Source organism: Mesorhizobium sp. M1D.F.Ca.ET.231.01.1.1 (genome assembly GCF_003999155.2).
In the GTDB taxonomy this organism is placed as follows: Bacteria; Pseudomonadota; Alphaproteobacteria; order Rhizobiales; family Rhizobiaceae; genus Mesorhizobium.
In genome coordinates, this window is sequence record NZ_RZOZ02000014.1 from 150,459 (window position 1) to 175,337 (window position 24,879).

Sequence of the window (24,879 nt, forward strand, 5' to 3'; positions counted from 1 at the left end):
TCAATCCTTCATAAAACCGGTCCGCAGCGCGTGCGCCCATTCCGGCCGGCCCGCTTGTTCGGCCTGCTTTGCGGCGGCTTCATGGTCGTAGTCGACGGCGATCGCCTCGAAGCGATCGGGACGGTAAGCCGCATCCAGTTCGACGATGCCATAGCGCGCATACGGGCTGCCCTGCTCGGAGACATGCGCGGGCGGCGTATCGTCGAAATAGGCAGGGCAGCCGACGCTACCGGGGTTGAAGACGACCGGGCCGCCCGGAATGCGGATGAGCTCGCTGCGATGGCTGTGGCCGCACAGCGCTATACGGCAGGCCGGGCCGAGCGACTTCAGCCGCCGCTCGATCGCGGCGAGCGGCGCGCGCACCAGCTGGCCCTCGACGATCGCATCGGCGAGGTACTTTTCGTCATGGTCGGGCCTGGCGTGGAAGGTGACGACACCGGGCGCGATCTCGAGCGTGAGCGGCAAGGCGAACAGGGCTTCGCGCTGCGCGGCGGTCAGCCGCTCCTGCGCATAGCGGTCGGAAGGCCACATTTTCTCGTCGGCCGGGTCCTCGGCGACACGGCGGTCGTGGTTGCCGCGCACCGTCGGCAGGCCGAGCGCTTCCAGCCGTTCCATCGTTTCGCGCGGCCACAGAGGCCCGGAGACCAAATCGCCGAGATTGACGATGAGGTCGGCGCCGCCGCGCCGCTCGAGATCGTCGAGCACGGCGTCCAGTGCGAGCACGTTGCCGTGGATGTCGGCGAGAACGGCAATCCGCATCAGGCCTCGATTTCGCTGTCGACGGTGCCGACCATCGGCAGCGCCTTGTCCTCGCCGGCGGCCGCAATCACGCTGTCGAGCAGGCCGGGGAAGCGCTTGTCGAGGTCGTCGCGGCGCAGCGTGATCAGCCGGCTGGTGCCGGCCGCCTCGGTGCGGGTCACGCCTGCCTCGCGCAGCTTGGCGAGGTGGTAGCTGAGGTTGGTCTTGGAGGCGAGGTCGAGGAACTTGCCGCAGTTCATCGGCACGCCTTCCTTGCTGGCGAGGAAGCGCACGATGGCCAGCCTGGTCGGGTCGCCGAGCACGGCGAGCACGATCGGCAGGCTGATCTGATCGGCGGTTGGATGGGGCAGGGTCATGGGCCAGAATTAAGCACAAACGGGACCAACTTCAACGCGTCTCCTCCTGTTGGCGGTTTACACAGCTTCTCGATCTTTGCCCTGTCCTGACACAGGGCTGTCAGCAGGGTTCAGCTATTTTTGCTTTGCTGCGTTGACATCATGACCCTTCATGTCCAATTGTTCAATAACTTTTGAACTAAGGACACGTGACCCATGGACAAGCGGATCTTCTGGCTTGCGCTCGGATCGTTTGCGATCTCGACCGAGGGCTTCGTCATCTCCAGCCTTCTTCCCGATATCGCTGCCGATGCCGGCATCTCCGTTCCGCTCGCCGGCTCGCTGATCACCGCCTTCGCGCTTGCCTACGCAATCGGGGCGCCGGTGCTCGCGACGCTGACCGGCGAGTGGGACCGGCGGCGCGTCATCCTGTGGACGCTGGTCTTCTTCGTCATCGGCAATCTGGTCGCGGCGGTAAGCTCGTCCTTCGAATTGCTGCTGATCGCGCGCATCGTGATGGCGCTCTCGTCCGGCCTGTTCGCGGCGACCGCGCAAGGAACGGCGGTGGCGCTGGTCGATGATCATCACCGGGCGCGCGCCATCGCCGTCGTCGTCGGCGGCACCACGGTGGCGGTGGCGGTCGGCGCGCCAGTCGGCGCGCTGGTGGCGGCGATCGCCGGCTGGCGCGGCACATTCTTCGCCATCGCCGGCCTCGGCGCGCTTGCCGGCGCGATCCTGTGGTGGCGGCTGCCGCGCGGCATCGTCGGCACCAGGCTGCCGCTGAAACGCCGGCTGGCGGCGGCGGTCCGTCCCGGCGTGTTGCCGATCCTGGTCACGACCGTGCTGGCGCTCGTCGGCGCCTTCACCGTCTTCGCCTTCATTGCGCCTTTGGCGATCGAGGGCGGCGGTCTCAGCCCGCTTGCGCTGCCAGGCATGCTGCTTGCCTTTGGCGTCGGCGCCGTCATCGGCAACATCGCCGGTGGCCAGGCGGCCGACCGTTTCGGCGCGACGCGCACCGTCGCCTGGTCGCTGGCGCTCTCGGCTGCGATGCTGATCACCTTCTCGCTGATCCCGACCTTCCTGCCGCAATCGATCGCCGGGCCGGCGCTGATAGGCATGATGGTGCCGTGGGGCATCGTCGGCTGGGCGTTCCCGCCGGCACAGGCGAGCCGCATCATCAAGATAGCCCCCGACGCCGCTCCCATCGTGCTCTCGCTCAATGCCTCGGCGCTCTATTTCGGCGTCGCGCTCGGCGCTGTGGTCGGCGGTGCCGTGCTGCGCCTCGGCGCCCCCGCCGATCTCGGCGTGATCGCCGCCATGTTCCCGATCGTGGGGCTGGGTGTCGTGCTGGCCGGGCGGATGCTGGGCCGCCCGGTCGCCATGCCGGCCGAATAGAGTTGCCGCAGACTTGAACGGCGGCCGCTTCTTCAGATGGAAGGAGCGGCCGCCGTCATTTCCAAATCCAGCGCGGCCACCGCGTCCAGCGCCGCGCGCAGTTTCGCGGCCTGCTCAGCGCCCACCTTATCCTCGAATTGCCGCTGGGCGGCGCTCCACAGCTTGACCGCCTCGTCGAGCTTAACCTCTCCCTGCGGCGTCAGCCGCACGCGCTTGATGCGGCGATCGTCCTTGTCGGCAAAAGTCTCGACATAGCCGTCGCGGATCAGCGGCTTCAGCGTGTGGCCGAGCGCCGACAGGTCCATGATCAGCGCTTCGGCGATGGCGCCCATCGCCGGCTCGCTGCTGACATGGATCTGGTAGAGCAGGCCGAACTGCGTGCCCTTGAGCCCCGAAGGCGCCAGCGCGTCATCATAGAAGCGGCCGAGCCTGCGCGCGGCGCGCCGCAAGGTGGCGTTGTTGCAACGGCTGAATCCAAGGTGCTGAGCTTCGGTCATATTCACTCCTTGCCGGCGAAACGTGCGCCACCCTGCCGCAGAAATAGTTTTCGCCGACGCCGTTGACAAGATAGTGGCATATACCTACTTCAAGAAAGTGGCATATGCCACTAATTGAAATTGGACAGGCGCGGCAGCTAGATGTGTCGCCGACGCCTGGCAAGTGCGGACAGGACGAAAAGGAACAAGGACTATGAGCACGAAGGACAACAAGGGCACGGCCGTCATCACCGGCGCCTCCTCGGGCATCGGCGCGGTCTATGCCGACCGGCTGGCCGGGCAGGGCTACGATCTGGTGCTGGTGGCGCGGCGCGCCGACCGGCTGCAGGAAGTGGCGGACAAGCTCGCCTATGCCTATGGCCGCAAGGTCAAGACGATCGTCGCCGATCTCTCCATCGACGCCGATCTGCGTCGGGTCGAGCAGGCGGTTGTGACGGACGAGAGCGTGACACTGCTGATCAACAATGCCGGCATGGGCGGCATCGAGACGGTGGCCGACGCCGACGCAGACGCTGCCGAACAGATGATCAAGGTCAATGTCGTTGCCTTGACGCGGCTGACCCGCGCGGTGCTGCCGGGGCTGCTGGCGCGTAACCGCGGCGCCATCATCAACATCGCCTCGGTGGTCGCCTATGGCATCGCCGTCGGCGGCATCTACAGCGGCACCAAGGCCTATGTGGTCAACTTCACCGAAGCGCTGCAGAAGGAGGTCGCCGGCACCAAGGTGAGGGCGCAAGTCGTTCTGCCCGGGCCGATCCGCACCGAGTTCTGGGACGTCTCCGGGATCAGTCTCGACAGGATCAACCAGGACTGGATCATGAGCGCCGATGACCTGGTCGACGCGGCGCTTGCCGGGTTCGCCCAGGGCGAGACCGTCACCGCGCCCGGCTTGGCCGATCCGGCCGGGCTGGAGGCCTATCTCGGCGCGCGGGACCAGTTCTACGGCAGCCTTTTCGCCGGCAAGCCGGCGGCGCGCTACGCGGTATAGTTCTCCGCCTTTCTCAGGCTGGCCGCCACATCTGCAGGATCGAGGCGGCCAGCAGCAGGCCAAGCACGATGTTGAGCGCGCGCCACTGCCGCTCGGTCCTGAGCAGCCGCGCAAGCAGCGTGCCGGCCACGCACCACAGCGACAGAGAGAATGCCGCCGCAAGGCCGAACACGGCGCCGAGCAGCAGCGCCAGCTGCAAGGGACTGTCGGCGAGCGCCGCGAAGGATGCGGCGGCGCCCAGTCCCATCGCCCAGCCTTTCGGGTTCACCCACTGGATGCCGGCGCCGCCGAGGAAGCTGTTGGGGCTGGCCATGCTCACGTCGAGATTGGGCGGACCGCTGCGGCCGATCCTGATCGCAAGCCAGATCAGATAGAGCGAGCCGGCGATCTTCATGGCGAGCTGCAGGGAAGGGACGGCGGCCAGCAGCCCGGCAAGCCCGGCCGCGCCCGCCGCGGCCACCGAGGCCAGTCCCGCGGCGCTGCCGGCCATCAGCGGCACGGAGCGGCGAAAGCCGAACTGCGCGCCGGACGCCGTCGACAGCGTCGTGGCGATGCCGGGCGTCGAAGTCGAGATCAGCGCGAACAGCACGAGGGGGATAATGGCTTCGGACATCCAGGCTTTCCGGTCGAAGGAACCGGCATGCTAGGCGCTTTAGGACATCAGTAAATGCAATGTTTGATATAGCTAGCATTAGCATCTATAATGGAGAGATGATCCGCGATCTCGATACCACGCTCCTGCGCACCTTCGTCACGGCAGCCGACAAGGCGAGCATGACGGGTGCTGCCAATGCCCTCAATCTGACCCAAGGCGCCGTCAGCCAGCAGATCAAGCGGCTGGAGGAGGTGCTGGGCCAGACACTGTTCGGGCGCGACCGGCGCGGCTTGAAGCTGACGCGTTCCGGCGAACGGCTGCTCGACAAGGGGAGGCGCTTTCTGCAGCTCAATGACGAGATCCTGGCGGAGATAAGCGGCAAGGCGGTTGCCGGCCGGGTGCGCATCGGCGTGCCTTACGACCTCGTCGGCACATTGCTGCAACCCGTGCTCAAGACTTACGCCGAAGCCCACCCGCAGGTGGAGATATCGCTGGTCTGCGCCTCCTCGCCGGAACTTGCGGCGGCACTGGCGGCAGGGACGATCGATCTTGCCGTCATCGAGGAGCGGTCCGGTCCGACGGCAGGCGAATGCCTGCTGGTCGACCGCCTGGTCTGGGTCGGGGCGAGAGGCGGCTCAGCGCGCCTGAAGCGGCCGCTGCCGGTGTCGATGGTTGCGGACAGCTGCGCCTTCCGCCCGGCGGTGCTGGCAGCGCTCGGCGCGCATGGGCTCGACTGGCGCACCGTGTTCGAGAACGGCAATATCGACGCCACGACAGCAACGGTGCGCGCGGATCTTGCGGTGACCACCTGGCTCGCCTCGACGGTTCCGGCCGATCTCGACATCCTGTCCGATGCCGGCCTTCCGGCCCTGCCGAATTTTTCCGTCAACCTGCATCTGCCGAAGCATGCCATCGCGCCGGCGGCAGAGGCGTTCGCGGCGCATATCCGCAAAGGGCTGGCGCGCCATCGCCAGGCGGCGTGAGCAACACTTTCTTTCCTCGCCCCCACGAATGTGGGGGAGAGGTGGCTCGACGAAGCCGAGACGGAGAGGGGACTGGCGCATTGGTGGCCAAGTTCCAATAGAGGCCTCAGCCCTACGAAGCCCCCGCTCCGGCCGCTTCGCGGCCACCTCTCCCCCGCTTTGGCGGGGCGAGGAAACGAGCCTCGGTGCTACTTCCAGTTCTTGCGCCGCTCGAGCTCGGCCTCCGAAGGCTGCTCCGTTGCAAAAGACCCGGTCTTGATCTCGCCGCCACGCTCATAGGTCGCCATGACGACGCCGGTGCTGGTGGCCTGCGACCTGACAAGCTTGAAGGCGGCCGGCATCGCATCATCGCCGAACAGCCGCTTGCCCTTGCCCAGCAGCAGCGGGAAGGTCATCAGCCGGATCTCGTCGATCAGCCCGTTGGCGAGCAGGGTCTGGATCAGATTGCCAGACCCCTGGATGAGCAGGTCAGGTCCGTCTTCCTGTTTGAGTTCCCTAAGTCTTGCAACGACGTCCGGCCCGAGCGACTGGGTGTTCTGCCAAGTGAGCGAATCCGGACGATGCGTCGCCACATACTTGGTCGCAGGGTTGAAGGCATCCGCGATCGGATCCTTCTGATACGGCCAGTATGCGGCGAAGATGTCGTAGGTTCTGCGGCCAAGCAGCAGGGCGAAGGGTTTGGAGAACAGTTCATCCAAACCCGCACCCGCCACCTCGTCAAAGTAATGGAAGGTCCAGCCTCCGAACTTGAAGCCGCCGACCGGATCCTCTTCCGGTCCGCCGGGCGCCTGCATGACGCCGTCGAGGCTGACGAAGGTGGCGGCTATGATTTTTCGCATGGTCTTCTCCTTTCCGCTGCGCACTTTCCTGGAATTGGTCAAAGGACGAATGACGAGCCTCCATTTCGACAGCCGCCGGCAAGGTTTTCAGCGTTTGCCGCCGCGAATGATGCGCGACGAGAACCAGACATCGCCGAACACGGCGGTGGCGGTGCGGTCGGGTGCTTTGTCTTCGCTCAGCCAGATCGAGCGCGTGCGGGCGGCGCGCTCGCGGGTGGGCACTTTTGCCTCGGGGCCGGCGACGGAAGCGCCGACGCACGGGATGAACCACGAGCCCATGAAGGGCTGGCAGGCGAAACCCGCCTGCATGCGGGTGACCAGCACCGCGAGGCCAATGCGGTCCGCCGGCCGCCAGGGGAAGATCAGGCGGCCGCCGGGTCTGAGCGCTTTCAACCATGCCGCGGGAGGGGCAACGACCGCGGCATTGACATAGATGACATCGGACGGCGGCACCGGGCTGGCGACGGCGTCGCCGGGAACGACCTCGACATTGCCATAGGCTGCGAGGTTGATCCTGGCTTGCCGGGCGAGGTCGGCTTCAATCTCGAAGGCGGTGACGCTGCCGCCGGGCTCGACCAGCTTCGCCAGCAGCGCCGTGTAGTAGCCGGTGCCGGCGCCGATATGAGTGACGGCCTCGCCGGGCTTCGGTCCCACCTTGCCGATCCACATGGCGTGCAGAACCGGCTCGCCGTTGTTGATGCCCTTGTCGGCATCGAGCACCACCAGCACGTTCTGATAGATGTAGCTCGGATCGGCGGTCGGCGTCTTGAACCCGCCGTCGCCGGCAAAGACGGTCCACGGCCCAGGCCCGAGAAAGGCCTCGCGCGGCACCGAGGTGAACACCTCCTCGATGCGCGGATCGGCTGACCGCGCATGCGCGGCCATCAGCTTGGCGTAGAATTTTCGGGCGTCGTCCGATCCGGTCATGCTTCCAGAAGATAGCGCGGCCGGCCCGGATGTCGCGGCCTGATCTCAGCCGGCGAAAGTGTCGAAGAGCAGCTTGAAGTTGAGCACCAGGATGATGGCCACGACCACCCAGGCGAGCGCGGCGACGCCACGCGGGATGGCGAAATTGCCCATCTTCTTCTTGTCCGACACGAACTGCACCAGCGGCACCACGGCGAAGGGCAACTGCATCGACAGGATCACCTGGCTGAAGACCAGAAGCTGGGCGGTGCCCTTTTCGCCGTAGAGCGCGGTGACGATCACGACGGGGACGATGGCGATACCGCGCGTCAGCAGGCGACGGGCCCATTGCGGGATGCGCAGGCGCAGGAAGCCTTCCATCACGATCTGGCCGGCGAGCGTCGCGGTGACCGTCGAGTTGAGACCGGAGGCGAGCAGCGCAATCGCGAACAGGATCGAGGCGATGCTCAGGCCCAGGAGCGGCGACAGCAATTCAAATGCTTGGCCGATCTCGGCGACATCCTGGTGCCCGGTGCCGTGGAAGGCCACGGCAGCGACGATCAGGATGGAGGCGTTGACAAACAGTGCCAGGATCAGCGCGATGGTCGAATCCGTCGTCGCCCACTTGATGGCGTCGCGCTTGCCCGCATCGGTACGCTGATAGGCGCGGGTCTGCACGATCGAGGAATGCAGGTAAAGATTATGCGGCATGACGGTGGCGCCGATGATGCCGATGGCGATGTAGAGCATCGTCGGGTTGGTGACGATCTGCGACGACGGCACGAACATCGAGTGCAGGATCGTGCCGGCCGGCGGCGCGGCGACGAAGATCTGGATGGCGAAGCAGCCGAAGATGATGATCAGCAGCGCGACCACGAAAGCTTCGAGGTAGCGGAAGCCCTTGTTCATGAGCAGCAGCACAAGGAAGGCGTCGAGCGCGGTGAGCACGGCACCGCCGATAAGCGGAATGCCGAACAAGAGCTGCAGCGCGATCGCCGTGCCGATCACCTCGGCGAGGTCGCAGGCGATGATCGCCAGCTCGCAGGCGATCCAGAGCAGGAAATTAACCGGACGCGGATAGTAGGCGCGGCAGGCCTGCGCGAGGTCGCGGCCGGTGGCGATGCCGAGACGCGCGGCCAGCGCCTGCAAAAGGATCGCCATCAGGTTCGACAGCATGATGACGAAAAGCAGCGTGTAGCCAAACTGCGCGCCGCCGGCAAGGTCGGTCGCCCAGTTGCCCGGGTCCATATAGCCGACCGACACCATGTAGCCCGGGCCCATGAAGGCGAACAGCCGGCGGAACCAGGCGCCGGTCCGGGGCACCGCGATCGTGGCGTTGACCTCACGCAGGCTCGGCTGCTCGCCCGCATCGGCCCGGGCAAATTGCCACGAGGAACTGGATACGGCGGCTGCTTCGGCGTCGGACATGAAGGATTCCGCGGAAATGGATGACTACGCCCCTATCTATGCCATGGCTCAACATTATGCAATAGGCTATATTTCATTGTTTGTGCTTTTGTCCGATCGTGCCGAGGGCCGGTTGCACGTGAGCGGGAATGCAAATAAACGGCCGCACCACCAGGGTTCGTGTTATGAATGCGATCCCGATTCAGCCTTCGGCCAGCCAAGAAGGAGCGCATATTGGCGCTGAGGAACAGACCGGTTCGACGTGAAGAGCCGCTTCCCGATGCCGAAATCCATTCGGAAGGGTTCCGGCACACGCGCGAAGCGCGCCGCGGTGCGCTCGTCGAGGACTATGTCGAGCTGATCGCCGACCTGATCGAGGACGGCAACGAGGCGCGTCAGGTCGATATTGCGGCCAGGCTTGGCGTCGCGCAACCCACCGTGGCCAAGATGCTGACCAGGCTGTGCGCCGACGGGCTGGTCTCAAGAAAGCCCTATCGCGGGGTGTTCCTGACCGAAGCCGGCCGCAAGGTGGCGGAGGAGAGCCGCATCCGCCACCAGACGGTGGAAGCCTTCCTGCGCTCGCTGGGCGTCAGCGCCGAGACGGCGCGCATCGACGCCGAGGGCATCGAGCACCATGTCAGCGCCGAGACGCTGGAGGCGTTTCGGCGGGCGATGATAACCCGCTAAGCCAACGCGGCTCCCTTCGAGTGACCCTGGAACCGCCACGCATCCAGTGCGTTCGTTTCCCAGGTCCGCAATCCTTGGCGGGCCCAGGGAGGAGCAAGCGATGGGCGTGGAACAGGCACCGACCAAAAAGGGCAAGGAATCAGCGAAGGGCTTGAGGCAGGCCTCGGCGCGAGACGAACGCAAGACCGAGGCCGAAACCGGACGTCCGCTGAAGAAGGGCGCCGCCCGTTTCGAAGAACGCTCCAAGAGTTCAGACGGCAAAAGCGCGGGCTCGAAACAGAAGAGCTGAAATTCCCGGCCCGTCTGGGGTCTAACGCGGTCGCAAAGTCGCGCCGTGCTGCCCTTTTGGGCTCGTATTTCGGTTGAAAAATGCTGTGACTTGACCTGACATTGGGATAATTGTTTGTGGAGGGGCGGTCGCGAGCCGGGCCTTCCAGATATTCGCAGCACGAGGAATTGTCATGCTTTGGAGAGGCCGTCGTCAGAGCGACAACATCGAAGACCAGCGCGGCGATAGCGGCGGCGGATTCGGCGGCGGCAGCCCAGGCCAGTTCCGGGTTCCGATCGGCGGGCGCGCCGGCGGCGGCGGCAGCATCATCTTCGTCATCCTGGTCGTTCTCGCCGGATGGTATTTCGGCTTCGATCCGTCGCAGATTCTGGGTGACGGCGGTGGTGGCCAGATCACCGAAGACGGCAGTTCGCCGGATGGCGGCGCCCCGGCTTCCGACGAGATGAAGCAGTTCGTGGCGACGGTGCTCGCCGAAACCGAGGAAACCTGGACCGGCATCTTCAAATCCGAAGGCCTAACCTATGAGGACCCCAAGCTGGTGCTGTTCAGCAGCCAGATTCGTTCGGCGTGCGGATTTGCTTCCTCGGCGGCCGGGCCGTTCTATTGCCCGGGCGACCACAAGGTCTATCTCGACATGACCTTCTTCCAGCAACTCGACCAGCAATTCGGCGCTTCGGGTGAATTCGCACGCGCCTATGTGATCGCGCATGAGGTTGGCCACCACGTGCAGAACCTCACTGGCATCATGTCGAAGTTCAACCAGATGCGGCAAGGCATGGGCGAGGCGGAGGCCAATCAGATGTCGGTGCGGGTCGAGCTCCAGGCCGACTGTTTCGCGGGTGTCTGGGCCCACTACACGGCGCAGAAGGGCATATTGGAGCAGGGCGACATGGAAAGCGCGCTCAACGCGGCCAAGCAGATCGGCGACGATACGCTGCAGAAGAAGATGCAGGGCTATGTCGTCCCGGAAAGCTTCAACCACGGCACGTCGGCGCAGCGGCAGACCTGGCTGGCGCGCGGCTACAAGAGCGGCAAGCTTTCGGACTGCGATACTTTCAACAACCCGGTCTGAGGCGGCGGCGTAGCGCTGCCGTCTTTCCGCATCGTTGCCAGCAACTGATGTCAGGATGAGACAGTTGCAGCCGTTCGCTTATTGTTCCGGGCGACAAGCTCGCCTATAAAGTGCATCCCGTCCTTGCCCCTGGGCGGCCGAGGAGCTTGACACCATCATGATCGACCCCAAGACCGCCAAGCGGGGCCTTGCGCTCGTTTTCACGACGCTTTTGCTCGACGTCATCGGCTTCGGCATCATCATGCCGGTGCTGCCGGCCTATCTGCAGGAACTGACCGGCGTCGGCGTCAGCGAGGCGGCGATCGAGGGCGGCTGGCTGTTCTTCGTCTATGCGGCGATGCAGTTCTTCTTCGCGCCGATCATCGGCGGCTTGAGCGACCGCTTCGGCCGGCGGCCGATCCTGCTCGCCTCGGTGCTCACCTTTTCGATCGACAACCTGATCTGCGCCATCGCCTGGTCCTACCCGATGCTGTTCATCGGCCGTGTGCTCGCCGGCATTTCCGGCGCCAGCTATTCGACGACATCGGCCTTCATCGCCGACGTATCGAACGACGAGAACCGGGCCAAGAATTTCGGCCTGCTCGGCATCGCATTCGGCGTCGGCTTCGTCATCGGGCCGGTGCTCGGCGGGCTGCTCGGCACGTTCGGACCGCGCGTGCCGTTCTATTTCGCCGCGGGACTCGCCTTCGTGAATTTCCTCATCGCAATGTTCCTGCTGCCGGAGACGCTCGACCAGCAGCACCGCCGCCGCTTCGAATGGAAGCGCGCCAATCCGGTCGGCACGCTCATCCAGATGCGCAGCTATCCCGGCATCGGCTGGATCGGGCTCGTCTTCTTCCTGATGACGCTCGGCCACATGATGTATCCGGCGGTGTGGTCCTTCGTCTCGAACTACCGCTACGGCTGGAACGAACAGCAGATCGGCTTCTCGCTCGGCGCCTTCGGCCTGTGCGGCGCGATCGTCATGGCGACGGTGCTGCCGCGTGTCATCCCTAAACTCGGAGAGTGGAAGACGGCGGCGATCGGCCTAACCTTCACCGCGCTCAGCGCCTTCGGCTATGCGTTCGCGACGCAGGGCTGGATGATCTACGCGGTGATCGTCGCCGGTTGCCTGGAAGCGCTTGCCGATCCGCCGCTGAGAAGCCTCGCGGCCGCCAAGGTGCCGCCTTCGGCGCAGGGCGAGCTGCAGGGTGCGATGACCTCGATCTTCTCGATCACCTCGATCGTCACGCCGCTGCTCTATACCGCGATCTTTTCCTGGTTCACCGGTGCGCGCGCGCCGGTTGCGTTCGGCGGCGCGCCTTATGTACTCGGCGCGGTTTTCCTCACGCTGGCAGTGGTCGTCTTCGTGACCAAGGTGGCAAAGCCTACGCCGAAGGAAGTCGAGCGCATGCACGCGCAGGAGGCCGTGACCGACGCTGCTTGAGCCGCGTCGCCCTGGTCAGGCGCGCTCGGCCAGCGCCGGTTCTCCGCGCCGTTCGCGGATGAGGTTGACGAAGCGGCGGAAGAGATAGTGCGAATCCTGCGGGCCGGGCGAGGCCTCGGGATGGTGCTGGACCGAGAACACCGGCCGGCCGGTCAGCGCAATGCCGCAATTCGAGCCGTCGAACAGCGAGACATGCGTTTCTTCGACGCCTTCAGGCAGCGAGTCGGCATCGACCGCGAAACCATGGTTCATCGAGACGATCTCGACCTTGCCGGTCGTGTGGTCCTTCACCGGATGGTTGGCGCCGTGATGCCCCTGGTGCATCTTGTCGGTCCTGCCGCCGAGCGCCAGCGCCAGCATCTGGTGGCCGAGGCAGATGCCGAATACCGGGATGTCGGTCTTCAGGAGATCCTGGATCACCGGCACGGCATATTCGCCGGTCGCCTCCGGGTCGCCCGGACCGTTGGAGAGGAAGATGCCGTCCGGCTGCATGGCCAGGATCTCTTCCGCGCCGGTCTTGGCCGGAACGACGGTGACCTTGGCGCCGAGACCGGCGAGCAGGCGCAGGATGTTGCGCTTGACGCCATAGTCGATCGCCACGACGTGCAGCGACGCCGCGCCCTGCTCGCCAAACCCTTTGTTCCAGGCCCAGGGCGTCTCGCGCCAGACCGAAGACTGGCCTGACGTGACCTCCTTGGCGAGGTCGAGACCGATCAGGCCCGACCAGGCGGCGGCGCGGCGCTTCAGGTCGTCGAGGTCGAAGACGCCATCGGGCGCGTGGGCAATGACGGCGTTGGGCATGCCTTTCTCGCGGATCAGCACGGTGAGAGCGCGCGTGTCGATTCCCGAAAGCGCGACGATCCCGCGCTTCTTCAGCCACTGATCGAGATGACCGGCTGCCCGGTAGTTGGACGGGTCGGTGACATTGGCCTTGAAGATGGCTCCGACGGCGCCTGCGCGCGCTGTAGGGCTGAGGTCTTCGATATCCTCGCTGTTGGTGCCGACATTGCCGATATGCGGGAAGGTGAAGGTGACGATCTGGCCGGCATAGGAGGGGTCGGTGAGGATCTCCTCGTAGCCGGTGAGCGCGGTGTTGAAGCAGACTTCGGCGACCGCCGATCCGGTGGCGCCGAGGCCACGGCCCTCGATCACCGTGCCGTCGGCGAGCACCAGAAGGGCAGTCGGCTTTTCGGTGGCCCAAGGGGCGGTGGTCGTCGCCATAGCGGCACTCCTGTCAGGCGCTTCAACCGGTCATCGGGACCGTTTGCGCGGCAAGACGCGCGAGCTGGATATTTTCAGCTCCGTTGCGTCAACTCATTGTCTCATGCAGGACCGAGTACATAGGCGAAGGCAGCGGAGCGGTCAATGAGGTGGCCGCCAGCCAGGTTCGGTTTGCTTTCGTCCAGCGATATCAGTGGCTTGCCGGGATTTGCCTTAGGTTGCCAGCAAAGCTATTGTCCGCCGCATTCGAAGGAGAAGCACGATGCGCGAGAAAATCGCCGAATCCATGAAGAGCGCGATGAAGGCGCAGGACAAGCACCGCCTGCCGACGCTCAGGCTGATCCAGGCCGCCATCCACGACCGCGACATCGCCAATCGCGGCGCGGGCAAGCCGGCGGCGAGCGAGGAGGAGATCCTGCAGATCCTCGCCAAGATGGTGAAGCAGCGAGAGGAATCGGCCAAGGCTTTCGAGGATGGCAAGCGGCCGGAACTGGCCGCGCAGGAACGCGGCGAGATGGAGATCATCCGCGAGTTCCTGCCGACGCAGCTCGGCGACGCGGAAATCATGACGGCGGCGCGCGAGGCGATCGCCGCGACAGGCGCGGCCAGCCAGAAGGACATGGGCAAGGTCATCGGCGCGCTCAAGCAGAAATATGCCGGCCAGATGGACTTCGCCAAGGCAAGCGCCATCGTCAAGGGCCTGCTGCAGTAGAGGACTGCAGCTGGCATTCTTGCCGCACCCGAAGCGAGACCCATGCAAGGCTGGCACCCAAGCCCGCTTCAAGCCGCGTTGCGGCATTCCCTGCCATGACGGAGGCACGATTTTCTGGTGGCCGAAGGCACCGAGACCGTCATGACGCGCCAACCGTATCTATTTCACCGATCATGGCGTTATCGTGGAGCACGGCTCGCCGGAGGAAATATCGGATCACCCGCGAGAGGCGCGCACGAAAGGCATTTCTGGAGCAGGTGCTGGAGATCGTCGTTGCCCGTACTTTCGCCGACGATGATGCCCGTCGTGGCAGGGGTCGGGTGAGTGTCTAGAGCGTTTCAGCGATTCATAGAATCGCCGAACCGCTCTAAGTATTTGTTTTTTGCGCAATTCCGAACGGAAAACCGTTACACTTTTCCTGGAATTGCTCTGGTTGAAGAGGGAGAGATCAGCCGATCAAAGCGCGGAGGCGCACATGCGGATCAAGGTGGAAACCCGGCAGGACGGCGATGTCGACGTGCCCCGGCGGTTCAGCCTCAACGGCGACCATGTGGATGTTTTCGAGATGGTCGACCAATGGTTTGGCGCCGACTACCGCTATTGCAAGGTCAAAGGCAGCGATGGCGCGCTCTATATCCTGCGGTTCGACGAACTCCGGTCGGAATGGTGCCTCACCATGTTTGCAAGCGAACGGGCGCAGGCCGTGACGGCCGGATGGACCTCGCCGAGCCAAAGCGCCATCGTCAAGGGGGTGCTTCAGTAGGGATTGTCGCCCGACGGCGGGAAACCTCACGGATCCTTGCATATCGGCACCGGTTGCGGCGGCGGCAACGGGTGATCGTTCTTATATTGCGCGATGACTGGCTCCAGCATCTTCTTCGGCCAGAATTTCGGGGCGCCGATCTCCTTCAGGCAGGATGCATTCCAGTACGGTCCGGCACCTGACGTCGATTGCCTGGCCGCCGCGGAATGCGCCACGGCGGCAATGTCGCGCGACTCCGGATAGATGTAGAGCGTCGTCGGATTGTCCTTAACCATCGGGATGATCTGCTCGGCATCCGCGGGCGACCAGCTGGTGCAGCCATTGCTGCGGCCACCGGCATAGTTCACCAGCTTGCCGAAGGGCACATAGCCATCGTGGTCGGCATAAGAGCTGTTCGGGCTTTTGCGAAGGCACATTCCCCTCAGCAGCGCTGCCGGGTGCCCGCCGATCACGCGCTGCCGGGCGTTCTCCGTTTCGCCTTCGCCGTCGAACTGCACGAAGGTGCGCATGAAAACCGTATTCTGCTTCGCGCCGACGCGGTAATAACCCTTGAACGAGGTTTTGGCCTCGGCGGTCATATAGGGGCCGCCGGCCGTCAGTTCAGAGTCCATCGCATTGCCGAAATTCTTCGCGCAGCGCCTGCCGTTGGAAAAATCCGCGACGCCCTTCAGGTTGCGGCCGCCGCCGTGGCCGGCCGAGACCGCGCGGAACGACTGCTCGGCCTCGCAGATGATGTAGTAGCGGCGCCCCAACACGCTGTTGCCCAGATCGCCGGGACGCGTCGCGTCCATGGCGAAGTAGCAGGGATTTTTCACGGAACCTTCGCTTACCTTCTTCAGGTAAAGCGCACGCGCCCGTTCCAGGACCACCTGAGCGATCTGACCGTCGCCTTCGCCGACATGGGCCTGCAGCCAGGCCGGAATGCTCGAGGACCGCAACGCCGCGAAAGATCGGGCCGACATCGTCAGCGCGACGGCAAAGGCGAGGAGGCAGAGGACAGCGACATCAAGCGGAACAGATCTCAACCGCACCGGATTATTTCCCCTCTCCAGCCGTTATCGCTTGTGGTGAATCACCTGCGCCAATCATAAAAGGCCCGCGCCAATCGGCGAAACACTTCTTGTTCAACCGGAATACGTCGTGGTCGAAATCGTCAAGCCCGCGCTCCAACATCTGCCCTCCTACAAGGCGGCGCTGGAGCGCGGCTGGTCGCCGGACAATGTCCGGCTCCTGGAAGCGACACGCGAGCAGCTCGCGGCCATCGAGGAAGATCCTGTCGCCTTTCTTGCCAGCCTTGACGATCCCGAAGCCAAGGGGCCGCGCATCGCCTTGCCGGACGGCACGACGGTGCCGCGCCTGCCGGGGTTCCGGCGCTGGATCTGGGATGGCGAGGTCGCCGGCTCGATCGGGCTTCGCTGGCAAAAGGGCACGTCGGCGCTGCCGCCGCACGTGCTCGGCCATATCGGCTATGCCGTTGTGCCGTGGAAGGAGCGGCGCGGCTACGCCACCGAGGCGCTGCGGCTGATGCTCGACGCGGCGAGGGCGGCGGGCCTCGACTATGTCGAGATCACCACCGATCTCGACAATTTTGCCTCCCAGAAGGTGATCCTCGCCAAATGGCGGCATTCTCGCCGGGCGGTTCGCCAAGATCGCCGCCTATGGCGGTGCGGAGAGCCTCAAGTACCGGATCGATCTTTAGACCTGTTCACAGGCAATAGGGTTTGAGCTGCCTATTCGCCGGGCTTGGCCAGCCTTCCTTCTTCGGCCTTGTAGTAGAACTGGCTCGCGACAAGCCAGCCTTTCAGCGGCCTGAGCGGCGGAATGCAGGTCGCCAGAATGATCGGCACCGAAACGAAGGCGTGGAACCACATGGACGGCTCGAAAGCCACCTGTGCCCAGACGGCGAACAGCACGGAGGGCACGCAGGCAAAGCAGATGACGAAGAAGGCGGGGCCGTCCGCCGGGTCGGCAAAGGAATAGTCGAGCCCGCAGACATCGCATTTCGGCGCCAGTTTCAGGAATCCCTCGAACAGCCGGCCCTCTCCGCAGCGTGGACAGCGGCCACGGATACCGATCCGCCAGGGTTCGAGATCGGGATAGTGCGCGTGATCTTGCATGGTTGTCGCTCCAGGGACCTCGCATGGCATTCGATCGGCCTTGAGGTCACCTATACATACTAGTATCATGATTGTATGCATACAATGCGACAAAATGTATGGAGAAGGCATGAACGGCAAGAACGACCTCGGCTGGCTGTCTCCCCTGGACGAGGGCCCTCAGCCGATCTATCTGAGAATTGTCGATGCGCTTGCGGCTGCCCGCTCGAGCGGCCGGCTGCAGCCGGGGGACAGGCTGCCGCCGCAGCGTGAGCTTGCCCGTTTCCTTGGCGTGGATCTGACCACGGTTACCAGGGCCTTCACCGAAGCCCGCCGCAGGAACCTGATCGACGCGACGGCCGGTCGCGGCACCTTCGTCACGCCCGGCGAGCCGGAAGAGCCGATCCTCGATCTGAGCATGAACATTCCGCCAGCGCCCTCGGGCCTCAGCTTGCCGGCACTGATCCGGAGCGGTATCGAGGGACTGCTCAAACGTTCGAGCGCGGAAGCGCTGCTTTCCTACCATCCCGGCCCGGGTTCGCCCGCCGAACGCGCCGCTGGTTCGTCATGGCTTGCGGCAACCGGCGACAGGCCGCCGGTCGAGCGCGTGGCGGTCGGCTCCGGGGCGCAGGCGCTGCTTGCGGCGGTGCTGCTGTCGCAAACCCGCGAGGGCGACACGATCCTTACCGATGCGCTGACCTATCCCGGGCTGATCGCGCTGGCGCAGGCCACGGGGCGGAAACTGGCCGGCGTCGGCCGCGACGATGACGGCATGCGTCCCGACCGTCTGGAGGAAGCGGCGCGACGGCACGGCGCCAGCGTCCTCTATCTCAACCCGACGCTCCACAATCCCACCGCGCTCACCATGCCGGAGGGCCGGCGCCGCGATCTGGCGCAGATGGCGGGCAAGCTCGGCCTGACGATTGTCGAAGACGATCCCTACAGTCCGCTGCAGACCTCTTCTCCGCCGGCCTTCCTCGGCCTCGCGCCGGAGCGGACCTTTCATGTCGCGACATTGGCGAAATGCGTCTCGCCCTTCCTGCGCACCGCCTTCCTGGTCGCGCCGAACGCGGAAGCCGTCGAGCGGATCGCGGCGGCGATCCGGGGCACCACGATGATGGCGCCGCCGCTGATGACGGGGCTCGCCTGCGAATGGGTGCGAGGCGGCCTGGCCGGCGAGATCACGGCCGCGGTGCGTGCCGAAGCGCAGGCCAGGCAGGAGCTCGCGCGCAGGATCCTGCCGGCAGGTTTCGCCTCGGCGCAATCGAGCCTGCATCTGTGGTATCCGCTTGGCGAGCGGCCGCGCTCTTCAGAGCTTGCCGATGTGGCCCGGCGCCGCGGATTGGCCATCAGTCCGGCGGAGGAGTTTGCCGTCGCGCCCGGCGTTGCCGACGGCCTGCGCCTGGCGTTGGGCGCGGCGTCCAGCCGGGAAAGACTGGAGGAGGGCCTGCGCAGTTTGCTGGCGATCCTTGCCGGCGGCCTGGTATCTGCGCGCCCTCAGGTCTGAGGCGCGAACCGACGGCGCGGGTGCGCGGCTTCCTATTCGGCCGCCGCGGGCAGCGGCGGCGTCGCGCGGCTGCGCCATTCCCAGGCCTGCGAGGCGAGTGCCACGACCACCGCCACCAGCATGGCGAGCACGCCTGCAAGCGGCAGGCTGCGATAGCCCAAGCCGGCATTGAGCATCGCCGCGCCAAGCGATGCGGCGAGCGCGATGCCGACATTGAAGCCCGACGGGATGAGCGAGGAGGCCAGGTTCGAGGCGTCCGCCGTCCAGGCCAGGATGCGGGTCTGGATCGGTGCGCCGATGGCGAAGTTGAGGCCGCCCCAGAGGACGATCGCGACGATCATCGGCACCGGGTAGGGGCTGACGGCGTAGATGACAGCCAGCATCACCGCCTGCAGGAACAGCATGGCGATCAGCGACGGCATCAGCCTCCAGTCGGCAAGCTTGCCGCCGACAAGCACGCCGATCGTGGCGCCGACGCCATTGAGCAGCAGCACCCATGGGATCAGGCTCTCGTCGAGGCCGGTGACTTCGAGCAGCGTCGGCGTGATATAGGTGAACAAGCCGAACTGGCCGATCATCAGCATCAGCATCAGGATGAGCGAGGTCCAGACCTGCTGGCGCCCCAGCACGCGCACTTCGCGCGCCAGGCCGGCGGGCCGGTCGGCGGCGCCCGCGGTGCGCGGCAGCAGCGCAAGCATGGCGACGATCGCGACGACGCCCAGCGCGCCCATCACCCAGAAGGTCGCGCGCCAGTCCCAGAGGCCGCCGATCGCGGTGCCGGCCGGCACGCCGATGACGTTGGAGACCGTCAGTCCCGAGAGGATGACCGCCACAGCCCGACCGCGCTGGTCCTCGCGCACCAGGCCGACCGCGACCACCATGGCGACGCCGAAATAGCAACCATGCGCCACGGCAGTCGCAACGCGCAGCAGGAGCATCGCGGCGAAATCGGGCGCCAGCGCGCAGGCGGCCTGGCCAAGGGTGAAGGCTATCGTCAGCCCGATGAGCAGAGCCTTGCGCGAGACCTTGCTGGTGGCAAGCGCCAGGAGAGGTCCACCGACGGCGATGCCGCAGGCGTAACCGGAGACGAGATAACCGGCGGTAGGCACGGAGACGCCGAGACCCTCCGCCACCTCCGGCAGCACGCCGGCGATGACGAATTCAGTCGTGCCGAAAGCGAAAGCGGCAATGAAGAGGGCGATAAGAGGCAGCATGGCGCAAAGACTGATATGAATGCAGGGCGTCAAACCACGGATGGATGCTGCCGGCAATGCAGAAATTGTCGACACCGCTTTAGCTTTTCTTGAGAGAGGCTCAACTGCGCGTCCGCGCATCAGCTATCGCGCGGCCGTCCTGCGCCATATGGGATCTTCAGCCACGCCCGCTCGTGCAGATAGTAGAGCAGCGACTTGGTGACGACTTCGGTCAGGCCGATAGCGGCAGCAAGCTTGATGCTGCCTGTGACGACAAGCGAGATGATCATCGTGTCGATAGTGCCGGTGGCGCGCCACGAGAGCGCCTTGACGAAGCTGCGCGAATGGGTATCCAACAACTATCCTCCCGGTGGGCCTGATCCGATGCTTAGCCGACGGATGGCTGGAGGAGCAAAGACTAATTTTTCCGCTTTGGCGCCGACGACGGACCCCTGTTCCCAAGTTGATGTCACAGCCGCAATTTTGCGGCTTGCTATCCGGCCTTCAGCCGCGAGCCGCCGAGCAGGCCGCGCTCCTCCAGCACCGGATAGGCCATGGAAGCAAGCAGCGAATTGATCTGCTTGAGATCGCGGATGGTGTCGAGGTGGATCGAACTGGTCTCGACGCTCTTGGCGGTGCCGTCGCGCAGCCGCACGAAATGGCTGGCGCTGGTCTCCTTCTCGCGCTCGCGCAGCAGATCCTTCTCCAGCACGAGCTGGCGGGCGGTCTCGGGGTCGCGCGAGACGAGCACGTTGAAGGCAAGCCGGGCGTTGGCCAGCACCGAGGCATGGAAGGCGCTGAGCTCGCGCCAGCCCTCGGGCGTGAACTCCAGGCCGCGCTCCAGCTTCTTCCTGACATGCACCAGCATGTTGCGCACGATGATGTCGCCGACCTGCTCCAGCTTGACGCAGGCGCCGATCAATTCCTGGCAGCGCAGCGCTTCGTCCTCGCTCAAGGGGTTCTTGGTGACCTTGGCCAGATAGAGCTTGATCGCCGCGTGCTTCTGGTCGACCCGGTCGTCGAGCGCGGCCAGCGCCTTGATCTTGCCGGCGTCGGCGCTCTCATAGAGCTCGATGATGCGCTTCAGCATGATCTCGACCGTCTCGCAGACCCGCACCACCTCGCGCGTGGCGTTGGCCAGCGCCTGGCTCGGCGTGTCGAGCGCGCTCTCGTTCAGCGCTGAAAGCTCGACGACTTCGAGCGTCGCGGCCGGCGCGGGCTTGACGCCCAGGGCGACTATCTTCTCGGAAGCGCGGTAGACGAGGCCGGCGAGCGGCAGCCCGGCAAGCAGGATGACCACGTTGAACAAGATGTGGGCGTTGACGATCTGGTCCGCCCCGGCCGTGCCGAGAAAACCGACCGGCGGCTTCAGCGTCATGAACAGGATCAGCATGATCAGCGAGCCCATGCCGCGCATCAGGAGGTTGCCGATCGGCACCACGCGGACGCCCGGATCGGCATTGCGGGTGAGCAGCGGCGCGATGATCGAGGAGCCGAGATTGACGCCGAGCACCAGCACGATGCCGAGTTCCGGCGGGATGAAACCGCGGCCGGCGAGCGTCACCAGAAGAAGCACTGCGGCGATCGAGGAATGGAACAGCCAGGTGACGACTGCGGCCAGCAGATAGGCGGTGACCGGATCGCCGGAGAAATAGTTGACGATCATCGGCATCAGCGTGCTCTGGCGCAACGGTTCCGAGGCCTGGCCGATCATCTCCAGCGACAGAAGAAGCAGGCCGATGCCGACCAGGATGCGGCCGAACTGGCGCCAGTCGCGCCGTTCCGTGGCCATGAACATGACCGTTCCTGCGACGAGGCAGACCGGGACCAGAAGCGACAGGTCGAAGGTCAGCAGCTTGACGACCAGCGCCGAGCCGATCTCGGCGCCGCGCACGGCAAGCTGCCCGGCGGCGCCCGACACGATGCCGGCGCCGGCGAAGGAGCCGACCAGGAGCGTGACGGCGGTGGAGCTTTGCAAGGCGATCGCGAGGCCGCAGCCGACCAGCACCGCCATCAGCGGATTGCGCATGGTGGCGCGCAGCCTGTGGCGCAGCACATCGCCATAGGCGCGTTCGACGCCGGTCTTCACCATGCGGGTGGCAAAAAGCATCAGCGCCACCGCGCCGGCCAGGTGCAGAAAGACGACGGAACCGCTCATGTTTGGCCTCGCGACCAGGCGGCAGAGAAGCGGAGGGTGGCGCGAATCATAGGCATTTGGACGGCAAAATACTCCAAAAATCTTAGCCGGATAATAATTTTCGACCGGCGCGACGGACTGTCGTTACGCGACGGCGCGTGTCGGAAATGGATGGAAGGCATATTGGTTGCATGCCGCCCATGAATCGCACGGCGGACATCAAAGCGCATGCCTTCCAACCACTGGCCCGATCTCTGCAGGTTGCAGACGCGGCTTATATAAGTATTGGAAATCATTACCGAATTGTAATCCGGTGTTCAGTTTCGGTTCATATGGCCCCGACTATCTCCTTGCCTATCGACAACCAAGGAGCACGACCATGAAGCGTGTCATACTTTCCGCCGTCACCGCCTCGATGCTGGCCGCCTCGGCCTTTTCGGGCCAGGCCGCGCCGCTCGTTCTGCCGAGCGCGCCGCGGCCGAACTTGACCCAGGTCGACTGGCAGAAGCCGGGCCGGCACGTCGAGAAGCGCGTCGTGAGGGAGAAGGTCGTGGTGAAGCGCAGCCATTGGCGCAACGGCCAGAGATACTCGAACTGGAAGCGCCATCAGGCGGTGCGCGACTGGCACCGCTATGGCCTGCGCCGTCCGGATCCCGGCCAGGAATGGATCCGCGTCGGCAACGACTACCTTTTGGTCAGCATCGTCTCCGGCATCGTCTTCGGCGCGATCGCCGCGCACTGATCCGACGACAATTCGCGCACAACGGATGGGCGGCCGGACGGCCGCCTTCTTTTTGTCTGTGAAAAGCGGGTACGATCCGCTTTAGGAGTCGTCGCGCCCGGGCGGCCTGATTATATGAAGGGCAAACGAGCCTTTCCCGATGCGCTTTCCGCCCGCCTTCCTCGACGAGATACGCGACCGCGTGCCGATTTCCTCGGTGATCGGCCATCGCGTCGCGTGGGACAGGAAGAAGACGAACGCACCGCGCGGCGACTATTGGGCCTGCTGCCCGTTCCATGGCGAGAAGAGCCCGTCTTTCCACTGCGAGGACAAGAAGGGGCGCTATCATTGTTTCGGCTGCTCGGTTTCGGGCGATCATTTCAAGTTCCTGACCGAGCTCGACGGCATGAGCTTTCCCGAAGCGGTCGAAAAGATCGCCGAGATGGCCGGCGTGCCGATGCCGGTGCGCGATGCCGCCGAGGAGCGGCGCGAGAAGGAACGCGCCAGCCTGACCGATGTCATGGAGATGGCGACCGTCTTCTTCCAGGAGCGGCTGCAGGCACCGGAAGGCGCCAAGGCCCGCGCCTATCTGCGCGACCGCGGCCTGACGCCCGCGACGCAGCAGTCGTTCCGGCTCGGCTATGCGCCGGACAGCCGCAACGCGCTGAAGGAATACCTCGCCGCCAAGGGCGTGCCGAAGGCCGACATCGAGGCTTGCGGACTGGTGCGGCATGGCGACGACATCCCGGTCTCCTATGACTGGTTCCGCGACCGCATCATGTTTCCCATACCGGACTCGCGCGGCAAGATCATCGCCTTCGGCGGCCGGGCGCTGGCGCCGGACGCTTTGGCCAAATACATGAACTCGCCGGAGACCGAGCTCTTCCACAAGGGCAATGTGCTCTACAATTTCGCCCGCGCCCGGAAAGCGCTGGCGAAGGGCGGCACGGTGATCGCTGTCGAAGGCTACATGGACGTGATCGCGCTGGCGCAGGCCGGCTTCGAGAATGCCGTAGCGCCGCTCGGCACCGCGCTCACCGAAAACCAGCTCGAGCTTCTGTGGCGCATGGCCGGCGAGCCGGTGCTTTGCTTTGACGGCGACCAGGCCGGGCTGAAGGCCGCCTGGCGCGCCGCGGACCTGGCGCTGCCGGCGATCCAGCCAGGCCGCTCGGCGCGCTTCGCGCTGCTGCCGGAAGGCAAGGATCCGGACGACCTGGTCAAGGCGGACGGACCGGACGCTTTCCGCGCGGTGCTTTCGGAGGCCAGGCCGCTTGCCGACCTTCTATGGATGCGCGAGACCGCCGGCGGCGTCTTCGACACGCCGGAGCGGCGGGCGGAGCTCGAAAAGACGCTGCGCGAGATCACCGGCCGCATCCGCGACGAAAGCCTGCGCTATCATTATCAGCAGGAGATGCGCGAACGCGTCTTAAGCTTCTTCGGCTCGCAGCGCGGTACGCGGCAAGGTCTGGGGGGGCGCCAGGATGGTCGGCCGGGCGAACGCGGCAGAGGTTCCGCGCCAGGCGGGGCGTTTGGGCGGGGCGCGGCCGGCGCGCGCACGGCAATCACCGAGAGCCTCGGCCGCTCGGCGCTGGTCAAGCGGGCGGGCGAGGGCATGTCGGTGCGCGAGGCGACGATCATCGTGGCTCTGGTCAACCACCCGCCGCTGATCGACGAGAATTTCGCGCATGTCGAATTCCTCGATCTCGCCAACTCGGATTTGCGGCGGCTGCATGCGGCCATCCTCGATGCGATGGCGCATGACGCGGCCGACGACCGCGACGCCGTGATCGCCACGATCGAGCGCGCCGGCTGCGGCGGCATCTGGGAGCGTGCGGTGGCGCTGATCAAGCGGGCGCGGCAATGGCCGGCGCTCGAAACCGCCGGACTTGACGATGCCCGCGACGCGTTCAACCAGGCGATGCACTTGCAGCGCAGCGCGCGCACCTTACATAGAGAGCTGAAACAGGCGCAGGCGGCGCTCGATGCAGACCCTTCGGATGAAAACTTCCGGCATCTCGTCGAGATTCAAGCGCAATTCAACGATGTGCAGGCAACGGAAGCGCTGATCGAAGGGTTCGGCGTTTCATCGGGCAGGGCTGGACGCGTTTAGGTCCGGACCTACCCCAAAATGAAGTGGAAATGCTCAAGGCGCGTCGAAACGACGCCCCTAAGTCGGGTAATTGATTCGCTTTTTTCATGCGAATCATGCCAGAGGCGCTTGACCTTCTGGCAGATTGGCGGAATCAGGACGATTCGAAACGTTAACCGTGCCCCGGCGGCGGCGGGAAATTTTGAGCGATGTAAGGTGCTGGTGACTGGACAGGCAAAAGGCCTGCCACAGATACCAGGGT

At 65.1% G+C, this 24,879-nt stretch carries 25 protein-coding genes and 1 pseudogene; 13 read left to right on the forward strand and 13 right to left on the reverse strand.

All coding sequences use genetic code 11. The features are described from left to right. Positions 1 to 759: a metallophosphoesterase family protein gene (locus EN874_RS28480; protein ID WP_127428037.1), complete on the reverse strand. Its 759-nt coding sequence runs from the start codon at positions 757 to 759 to the stop codon at positions 1 to 3. After that, positions 759 to 1,115: a helix-turn-helix transcriptional regulator gene (locus EN874_RS28485; RefSeq protein WP_127428038.1), complete on the reverse strand. Its 357-nt coding sequence runs from the start codon at positions 1,113 to 1,115 to the stop codon at positions 759 to 761. The genes EN874_RS28480 and EN874_RS28485 overlap by 1 nt, the downstream gene beginning before the upstream one ends. A 195-nt stretch (positions 1,116 to 1,310) precedes the next feature. Between EN874_RS28485 and EN874_RS28490 the strand changes: the two genes are divergently transcribed. Beyond that, positions 1,311 to 2,489 (forward strand): MFS transporter, encoded by a 1,179-nt coding sequence (locus EN874_RS28490; RefSeq protein WP_127428039.1) that lies wholly within the window; start codon positions 1,311 to 1,313, stop codon positions 2,487 to 2,489. A gap of 32 nt (positions 2,490 to 2,521) precedes the next feature. Here EN874_RS28490 and EN874_RS28495 read toward each other — a convergent pair whose 3' ends face one another. Continuing rightward, entirely contained in the window at positions 2,522 to 2,986 is a 465-nt protein-coding gene (locus EN874_RS28495; RefSeq protein ID WP_127428040.1) for a MarR family winged helix-turn-helix transcriptional regulator, read from the reverse strand. 193 nt (positions 2,987 to 3,179) lie between these two features. On the opposite strand from EN874_RS28495, the gene EN874_RS28500 reads away from it, so the two are divergent. Continuing rightward, positions 3,180 to 3,974, forward strand: coding sequence for an SDR family oxidoreductase (locus EN874_RS28500; protein WP_127428041.1), 795 nt, complete (start codon positions 3,180 to 3,182; stop codon positions 3,972 to 3,974). Positions 3,975 to 3,987: 13 nt separating this feature from the next. On the opposite strand, the gene EN874_RS28505 is transcribed toward EN874_RS28500, so the two are convergent. Beyond that, positions 3,988 to 4,587 carry a LysE family translocator gene (locus EN874_RS28505; RefSeq protein WP_127428042.1) on the reverse strand — a complete coding sequence of 200 codons (600 nt, stop codon included), beginning with the start codon at positions 4,585 to 4,587 and terminating at the stop codon, positions 3,988 to 3,990. Between the two features lie 98 nt (positions 4,588 to 4,685). Here EN874_RS28505 and EN874_RS28510 point away from each other — a divergent pair, with 98 nt between their 5' ends. Next, a complete protein-coding gene (locus EN874_RS28510) occupies positions 4,686 to 5,552 on the forward strand; it encodes a LysR substrate-binding domain-containing protein (protein WP_127428043.1) in 867 nt (288 codons plus the stop codon). 188 nt (positions 5,553 to 5,740) lie between these two features. Here the strand turns inward: EN874_RS28510 and EN874_RS28515 are convergent, their stop codons facing one another. The 3 genes from EN874_RS28515 to EN874_RS28525 all read right to left on the reverse strand — a co-directional run bounded on the left by EN874_RS28515 (position 5,741) and on the right by EN874_RS28525 (position 8,725). Then, entirely contained in the window at positions 5,741 to 6,391 is a 651-nt protein-coding gene (locus EN874_RS28515) for a dihydrofolate reductase family protein (protein ID WP_127428044.1), read from the reverse strand. 87 nt (positions 6,392 to 6,478) lie between these two features. Further along, positions 6,479 to 7,318 (reverse strand): methyltransferase domain-containing protein, encoded by an 840-nt coding sequence (locus EN874_RS28520; protein WP_127428045.1) that lies wholly within the window; start codon positions 7,316 to 7,318, stop codon positions 6,479 to 6,481. 45 nt (positions 7,319 to 7,363) lie between these two features. Then, complete coding sequence (locus EN874_RS28525) at positions 7,364 to 8,725, reverse strand: Nramp family divalent metal transporter (RefSeq protein ID WP_127428046.1); 1,362 nt, start codon at positions 8,723 to 8,725, stop codon at positions 7,364 to 7,366. 213 nt (positions 8,726 to 8,938) lie between these two features. Between EN874_RS28525 and mntR the strand changes: the two genes are divergently transcribed. From mntR to EN874_RS28545, 4 genes are all read left to right on the forward strand, one after another. Then, positions 8,939 to 9,391, forward strand: a complete 453-nt coding sequence (gene mntR / locus EN874_RS28530) for a manganese-binding transcriptional regulator MntR (RefSeq protein ID WP_168247650.1) — start codon at positions 8,939 to 8,941, stop codon at positions 9,389 to 9,391. Positions 9,392 to 9,491: 100 nt separating this feature from the next. After that, a complete protein-coding gene (locus EN874_RS28535; RefSeq protein WP_127428048.1) occupies positions 9,492 to 9,680 on the forward strand; it encodes a hypothetical protein in 189 nt (62 codons plus the stop codon). 172 nt (positions 9,681 to 9,852) lie between these two features. Continuing rightward, a complete protein-coding gene (locus EN874_RS28540) occupies positions 9,853 to 10,752 on the forward strand; it encodes a neutral zinc metallopeptidase (protein ID WP_126088130.1) in 900 nt (299 codons plus the stop codon). A 157-nt stretch (positions 10,753 to 10,909) separates the two neighbouring features. Next, entirely contained in the window at positions 10,910 to 12,178 is a 1,269-nt protein-coding gene (locus tag EN874_RS28545; RefSeq protein WP_127428049.1) for a TCR/Tet family MFS transporter, read from the forward strand. Positions 12,179 to 12,193: 15 nt separating this feature from the next. Here the strand turns inward: EN874_RS28545 and carA are convergent, their stop codons facing one another. Continuing rightward, positions 12,194 to 13,399 carry a glutamine-hydrolyzing carbamoyl-phosphate synthase small subunit gene (gene carA, locus EN874_RS28550; RefSeq protein ID WP_127428050.1) on the reverse strand — a complete coding sequence of 402 codons (1,206 nt, stop codon included), beginning with the start codon at positions 13,397 to 13,399 and terminating at the stop codon, positions 12,194 to 12,196. A 262-nt stretch (positions 13,400 to 13,661) separates the two neighbouring features. On the opposite strand from carA, the gene EN874_RS28555 reads away from it, so the two are divergent. Both EN874_RS28555 and EN874_RS28560 read left to right on the forward strand, forming a co-directional pair. Beyond that, a complete protein-coding gene (locus EN874_RS28555; protein ID WP_127428051.1) occupies positions 13,662 to 14,111 on the forward strand; it encodes a GatB/YqeY domain-containing protein in 450 nt (149 codons plus the stop codon). Between the two features lie 475 nt (positions 14,112 to 14,586). Beyond that, the gene (locus tag EN874_RS28560) at positions 14,587 to 14,874 is read left to right on the forward strand and encodes a hypothetical protein (RefSeq protein ID WP_127428052.1); all 288 of its coding nucleotides are present in this window, start codon (positions 14,587 to 14,589) and stop codon (positions 14,872 to 14,874) included. A gap of 26 nt (positions 14,875 to 14,900) precedes the next feature. On the opposite strand, the gene EN874_RS28565 is transcribed toward EN874_RS28560, so the two are convergent. Further along, on the reverse strand, positions 14,901 to 15,905 hold the full coding sequence (locus tag EN874_RS28565; RefSeq protein WP_127428053.1) for a hypothetical protein: 1,005 nt from the start codon (positions 15,903 to 15,905) through the stop codon (positions 14,901 to 14,903). 109 nt (positions 15,906 to 16,014) lie between these two features. Here EN874_RS28565 and EN874_RS28570 point away from each other — a divergent pair. Next, positions 16,015 to 16,573 (forward strand): annotated as a pseudogene (locus EN874_RS28570) (GNAT family N-acetyltransferase). Positions 16,574 to 16,604: 31 nt separating this feature from the next. On the opposite strand, the gene EN874_RS28575 reads toward EN874_RS28570, so the two are convergent. Further along, positions 16,605 to 16,991, reverse strand: coding sequence for a DUF983 domain-containing protein (locus tag EN874_RS28575; protein WP_126088141.1), 387 nt, complete (start codon positions 16,989 to 16,991; stop codon positions 16,605 to 16,607). A 109-nt stretch (positions 16,992 to 17,100) separates the two neighbouring features. On the opposite strand from EN874_RS28575, the gene EN874_RS28580 reads away from it, so the two are divergent. After that, complete coding sequence (locus EN874_RS28580) at positions 17,101 to 18,477, forward strand: PLP-dependent aminotransferase family protein (RefSeq protein ID WP_168247652.1); 1,377 nt, start codon at positions 17,101 to 17,103, stop codon at positions 18,475 to 18,477. Between the two features lie 32 nt (positions 18,478 to 18,509). On the opposite strand, the gene EN874_RS28585 is transcribed toward EN874_RS28580, so the two are convergent. The 3 genes from EN874_RS28585 to EN874_RS28595 form a co-directional block, all read right to left on the reverse strand. Continuing rightward, a complete protein-coding gene (locus tag EN874_RS28585; RefSeq protein WP_127428055.1) occupies positions 18,510 to 19,691 on the reverse strand; it encodes an MFS transporter in 1,182 nt (393 codons plus the stop codon). A gap of 119 nt (positions 19,692 to 19,810) precedes the next feature. Further along, on the reverse strand, positions 19,811 to 20,026 hold the full coding sequence (locus EN874_RS28590; RefSeq protein WP_127428056.1) for a DUF2061 domain-containing protein: 216 nt from the start codon (positions 20,024 to 20,026) through the stop codon (positions 19,811 to 19,813). Between the two features lie 137 nt (positions 20,027 to 20,163). Then, positions 20,164 to 21,828 carry a Na/Pi cotransporter family protein gene (locus EN874_RS28595; protein WP_127428057.1) on the reverse strand — a complete coding sequence of 555 codons (1,665 nt, stop codon included), beginning with the start codon at positions 21,826 to 21,828 and terminating at the stop codon, positions 20,164 to 20,166. Positions 21,829 to 22,186: 358 nt separating this feature from the next. Between EN874_RS28595 and EN874_RS28600 the strand changes: the two genes are divergently transcribed. Both EN874_RS28600 and dnaG read left to right on the forward strand, forming a co-directional pair. Further along, entirely contained in the window at positions 22,187 to 22,549 is a 363-nt protein-coding gene (locus EN874_RS28600) for an RcnB family protein (RefSeq protein ID WP_127428058.1), read from the forward strand. A 139-nt stretch (positions 22,550 to 22,688) separates the two neighbouring features. Further along, on the forward strand, positions 22,689 to 24,638 hold the full coding sequence (gene dnaG / locus EN874_RS28605) for a DNA primase (RefSeq protein ID WP_127428059.1): 1,950 nt from the start codon (positions 22,689 to 22,691) through the stop codon (positions 24,636 to 24,638). The last annotated feature ends 241 nt before the right edge of the window (positions 24,639 to 24,879 follow it).

Excerpts from the sequence above, each read along its gene's own strand:
- EN874_RS28480 (WP_127428037.1), bottom strand. The coding sequence starts at position 759 with ATGCGGATTGCCGTTCTCGCCGACATCCACGGCAACGTGCTCGCACTG.
- EN874_RS28485 (WP_127428038.1), bottom strand. The coding sequence starts at position 1,115 with ATGACCCTGCCCCATCCAACCGCCGATCAGATCAGCCTGCCGATCGTG.
- EN874_RS28490 (WP_127428039.1), top strand. The coding sequence starts at position 1,311 with ATGGACAAGCGGATCTTCTGGCTTGCGCTCGGATCGTTTGCGATCTCG.
- EN874_RS28495 (WP_127428040.1), bottom strand. The coding sequence starts at position 2,986 with ATGACCGAAGCTCAGCACCTTGGATTCAGCCGTTGCAACAACGCCACC.
- EN874_RS28500 (WP_127428041.1), top strand. The coding sequence starts at position 3,180 with ATGAGCACGAAGGACAACAAGGGCACGGCCGTCATCACCGGCGCCTCC.
- EN874_RS28505 (WP_127428042.1), bottom strand. The coding sequence starts at position 4,587 with ATGTCCGAAGCCATTATCCCCCTCGTGCTGTTCGCGCTGATCTCGACT.
- EN874_RS28510 (WP_127428043.1), top strand. The coding sequence starts at position 4,686 with ATGATCCGCGATCTCGATACCACGCTCCTGCGCACCTTCGTCACGGCA.
- EN874_RS28515 (WP_127428044.1), bottom strand. The coding sequence starts at position 6,391 with ATGCGAAAAATCATAGCCGCCACCTTCGTCAGCCTCGACGGCGTCATG.
- EN874_RS28520 (WP_127428045.1), bottom strand. The coding sequence starts at position 7,318 with ATGACCGGATCGGACGACGCCCGAAAATTCTACGCCAAGCTGATGGCC.
- EN874_RS28525 (WP_127428046.1), bottom strand. The coding sequence starts at position 8,725 with ATGTCCGACGCCGAAGCAGCCGCCGTATCCAGTTCCTCGTGGCAATTT.
- EN874_RS28535 (WP_127428048.1), top strand. The coding sequence starts at position 9,492 with ATGGGCGTGGAACAGGCACCGACCAAAAAGGGCAAGGAATCAGCGAAG.
- EN874_RS28540 (WP_126088130.1), top strand. The coding sequence starts at position 9,853 with ATGCTTTGGAGAGGCCGTCGTCAGAGCGACAACATCGAAGACCAGCGC.
- EN874_RS28545 (WP_127428049.1), top strand. The coding sequence starts at position 10,910 with ATGATCGACCCCAAGACCGCCAAGCGGGGCCTTGCGCTCGTTTTCACG.
- carA (WP_127428050.1), bottom strand. The coding sequence starts at position 13,399 with ATGGCGACGACCACCGCCCCTTGGGCCACCGAAAAGCCGACTGCCCTT.
- EN874_RS28555 (WP_127428051.1), top strand. The coding sequence starts at position 13,662 with ATGCGCGAGAAAATCGCCGAATCCATGAAGAGCGCGATGAAGGCGCAG.
- EN874_RS28560 (WP_127428052.1), top strand. The coding sequence starts at position 14,587 with ATGCGGATCAAGGTGGAAACCCGGCAGGACGGCGATGTCGACGTGCCC.
- EN874_RS28575 (WP_126088141.1), bottom strand. The coding sequence starts at position 16,991 with ATGCAAGATCACGCGCACTATCCCGATCTCGAACCCTGGCGGATCGGT.
- EN874_RS28580 (WP_168247652.1), top strand. The coding sequence starts at position 17,101 with ATGAACGGCAAGAACGACCTCGGCTGGCTGTCTCCCCTGGACGAGGGC.
- EN874_RS28585 (WP_127428055.1), bottom strand. The coding sequence starts at position 19,691 with ATGCTGCCTCTTATCGCCCTCTTCATTGCCGCTTTCGCTTTCGGCACG.
- EN874_RS28595 (WP_127428057.1), bottom strand. The coding sequence starts at position 21,828 with ATGAGCGGTTCCGTCGTCTTTCTGCACCTGGCCGGCGCGGTGGCGCTG.
- EN874_RS28600 (WP_127428058.1), top strand. The coding sequence starts at position 22,187 with ATGAAGCGTGTCATACTTTCCGCCGTCACCGCCTCGATGCTGGCCGCC.
- dnaG (WP_127428059.1), top strand. The coding sequence starts at position 22,689 with ATGCGCTTTCCGCCCGCCTTCCTCGACGAGATACGCGACCGCGTGCCG.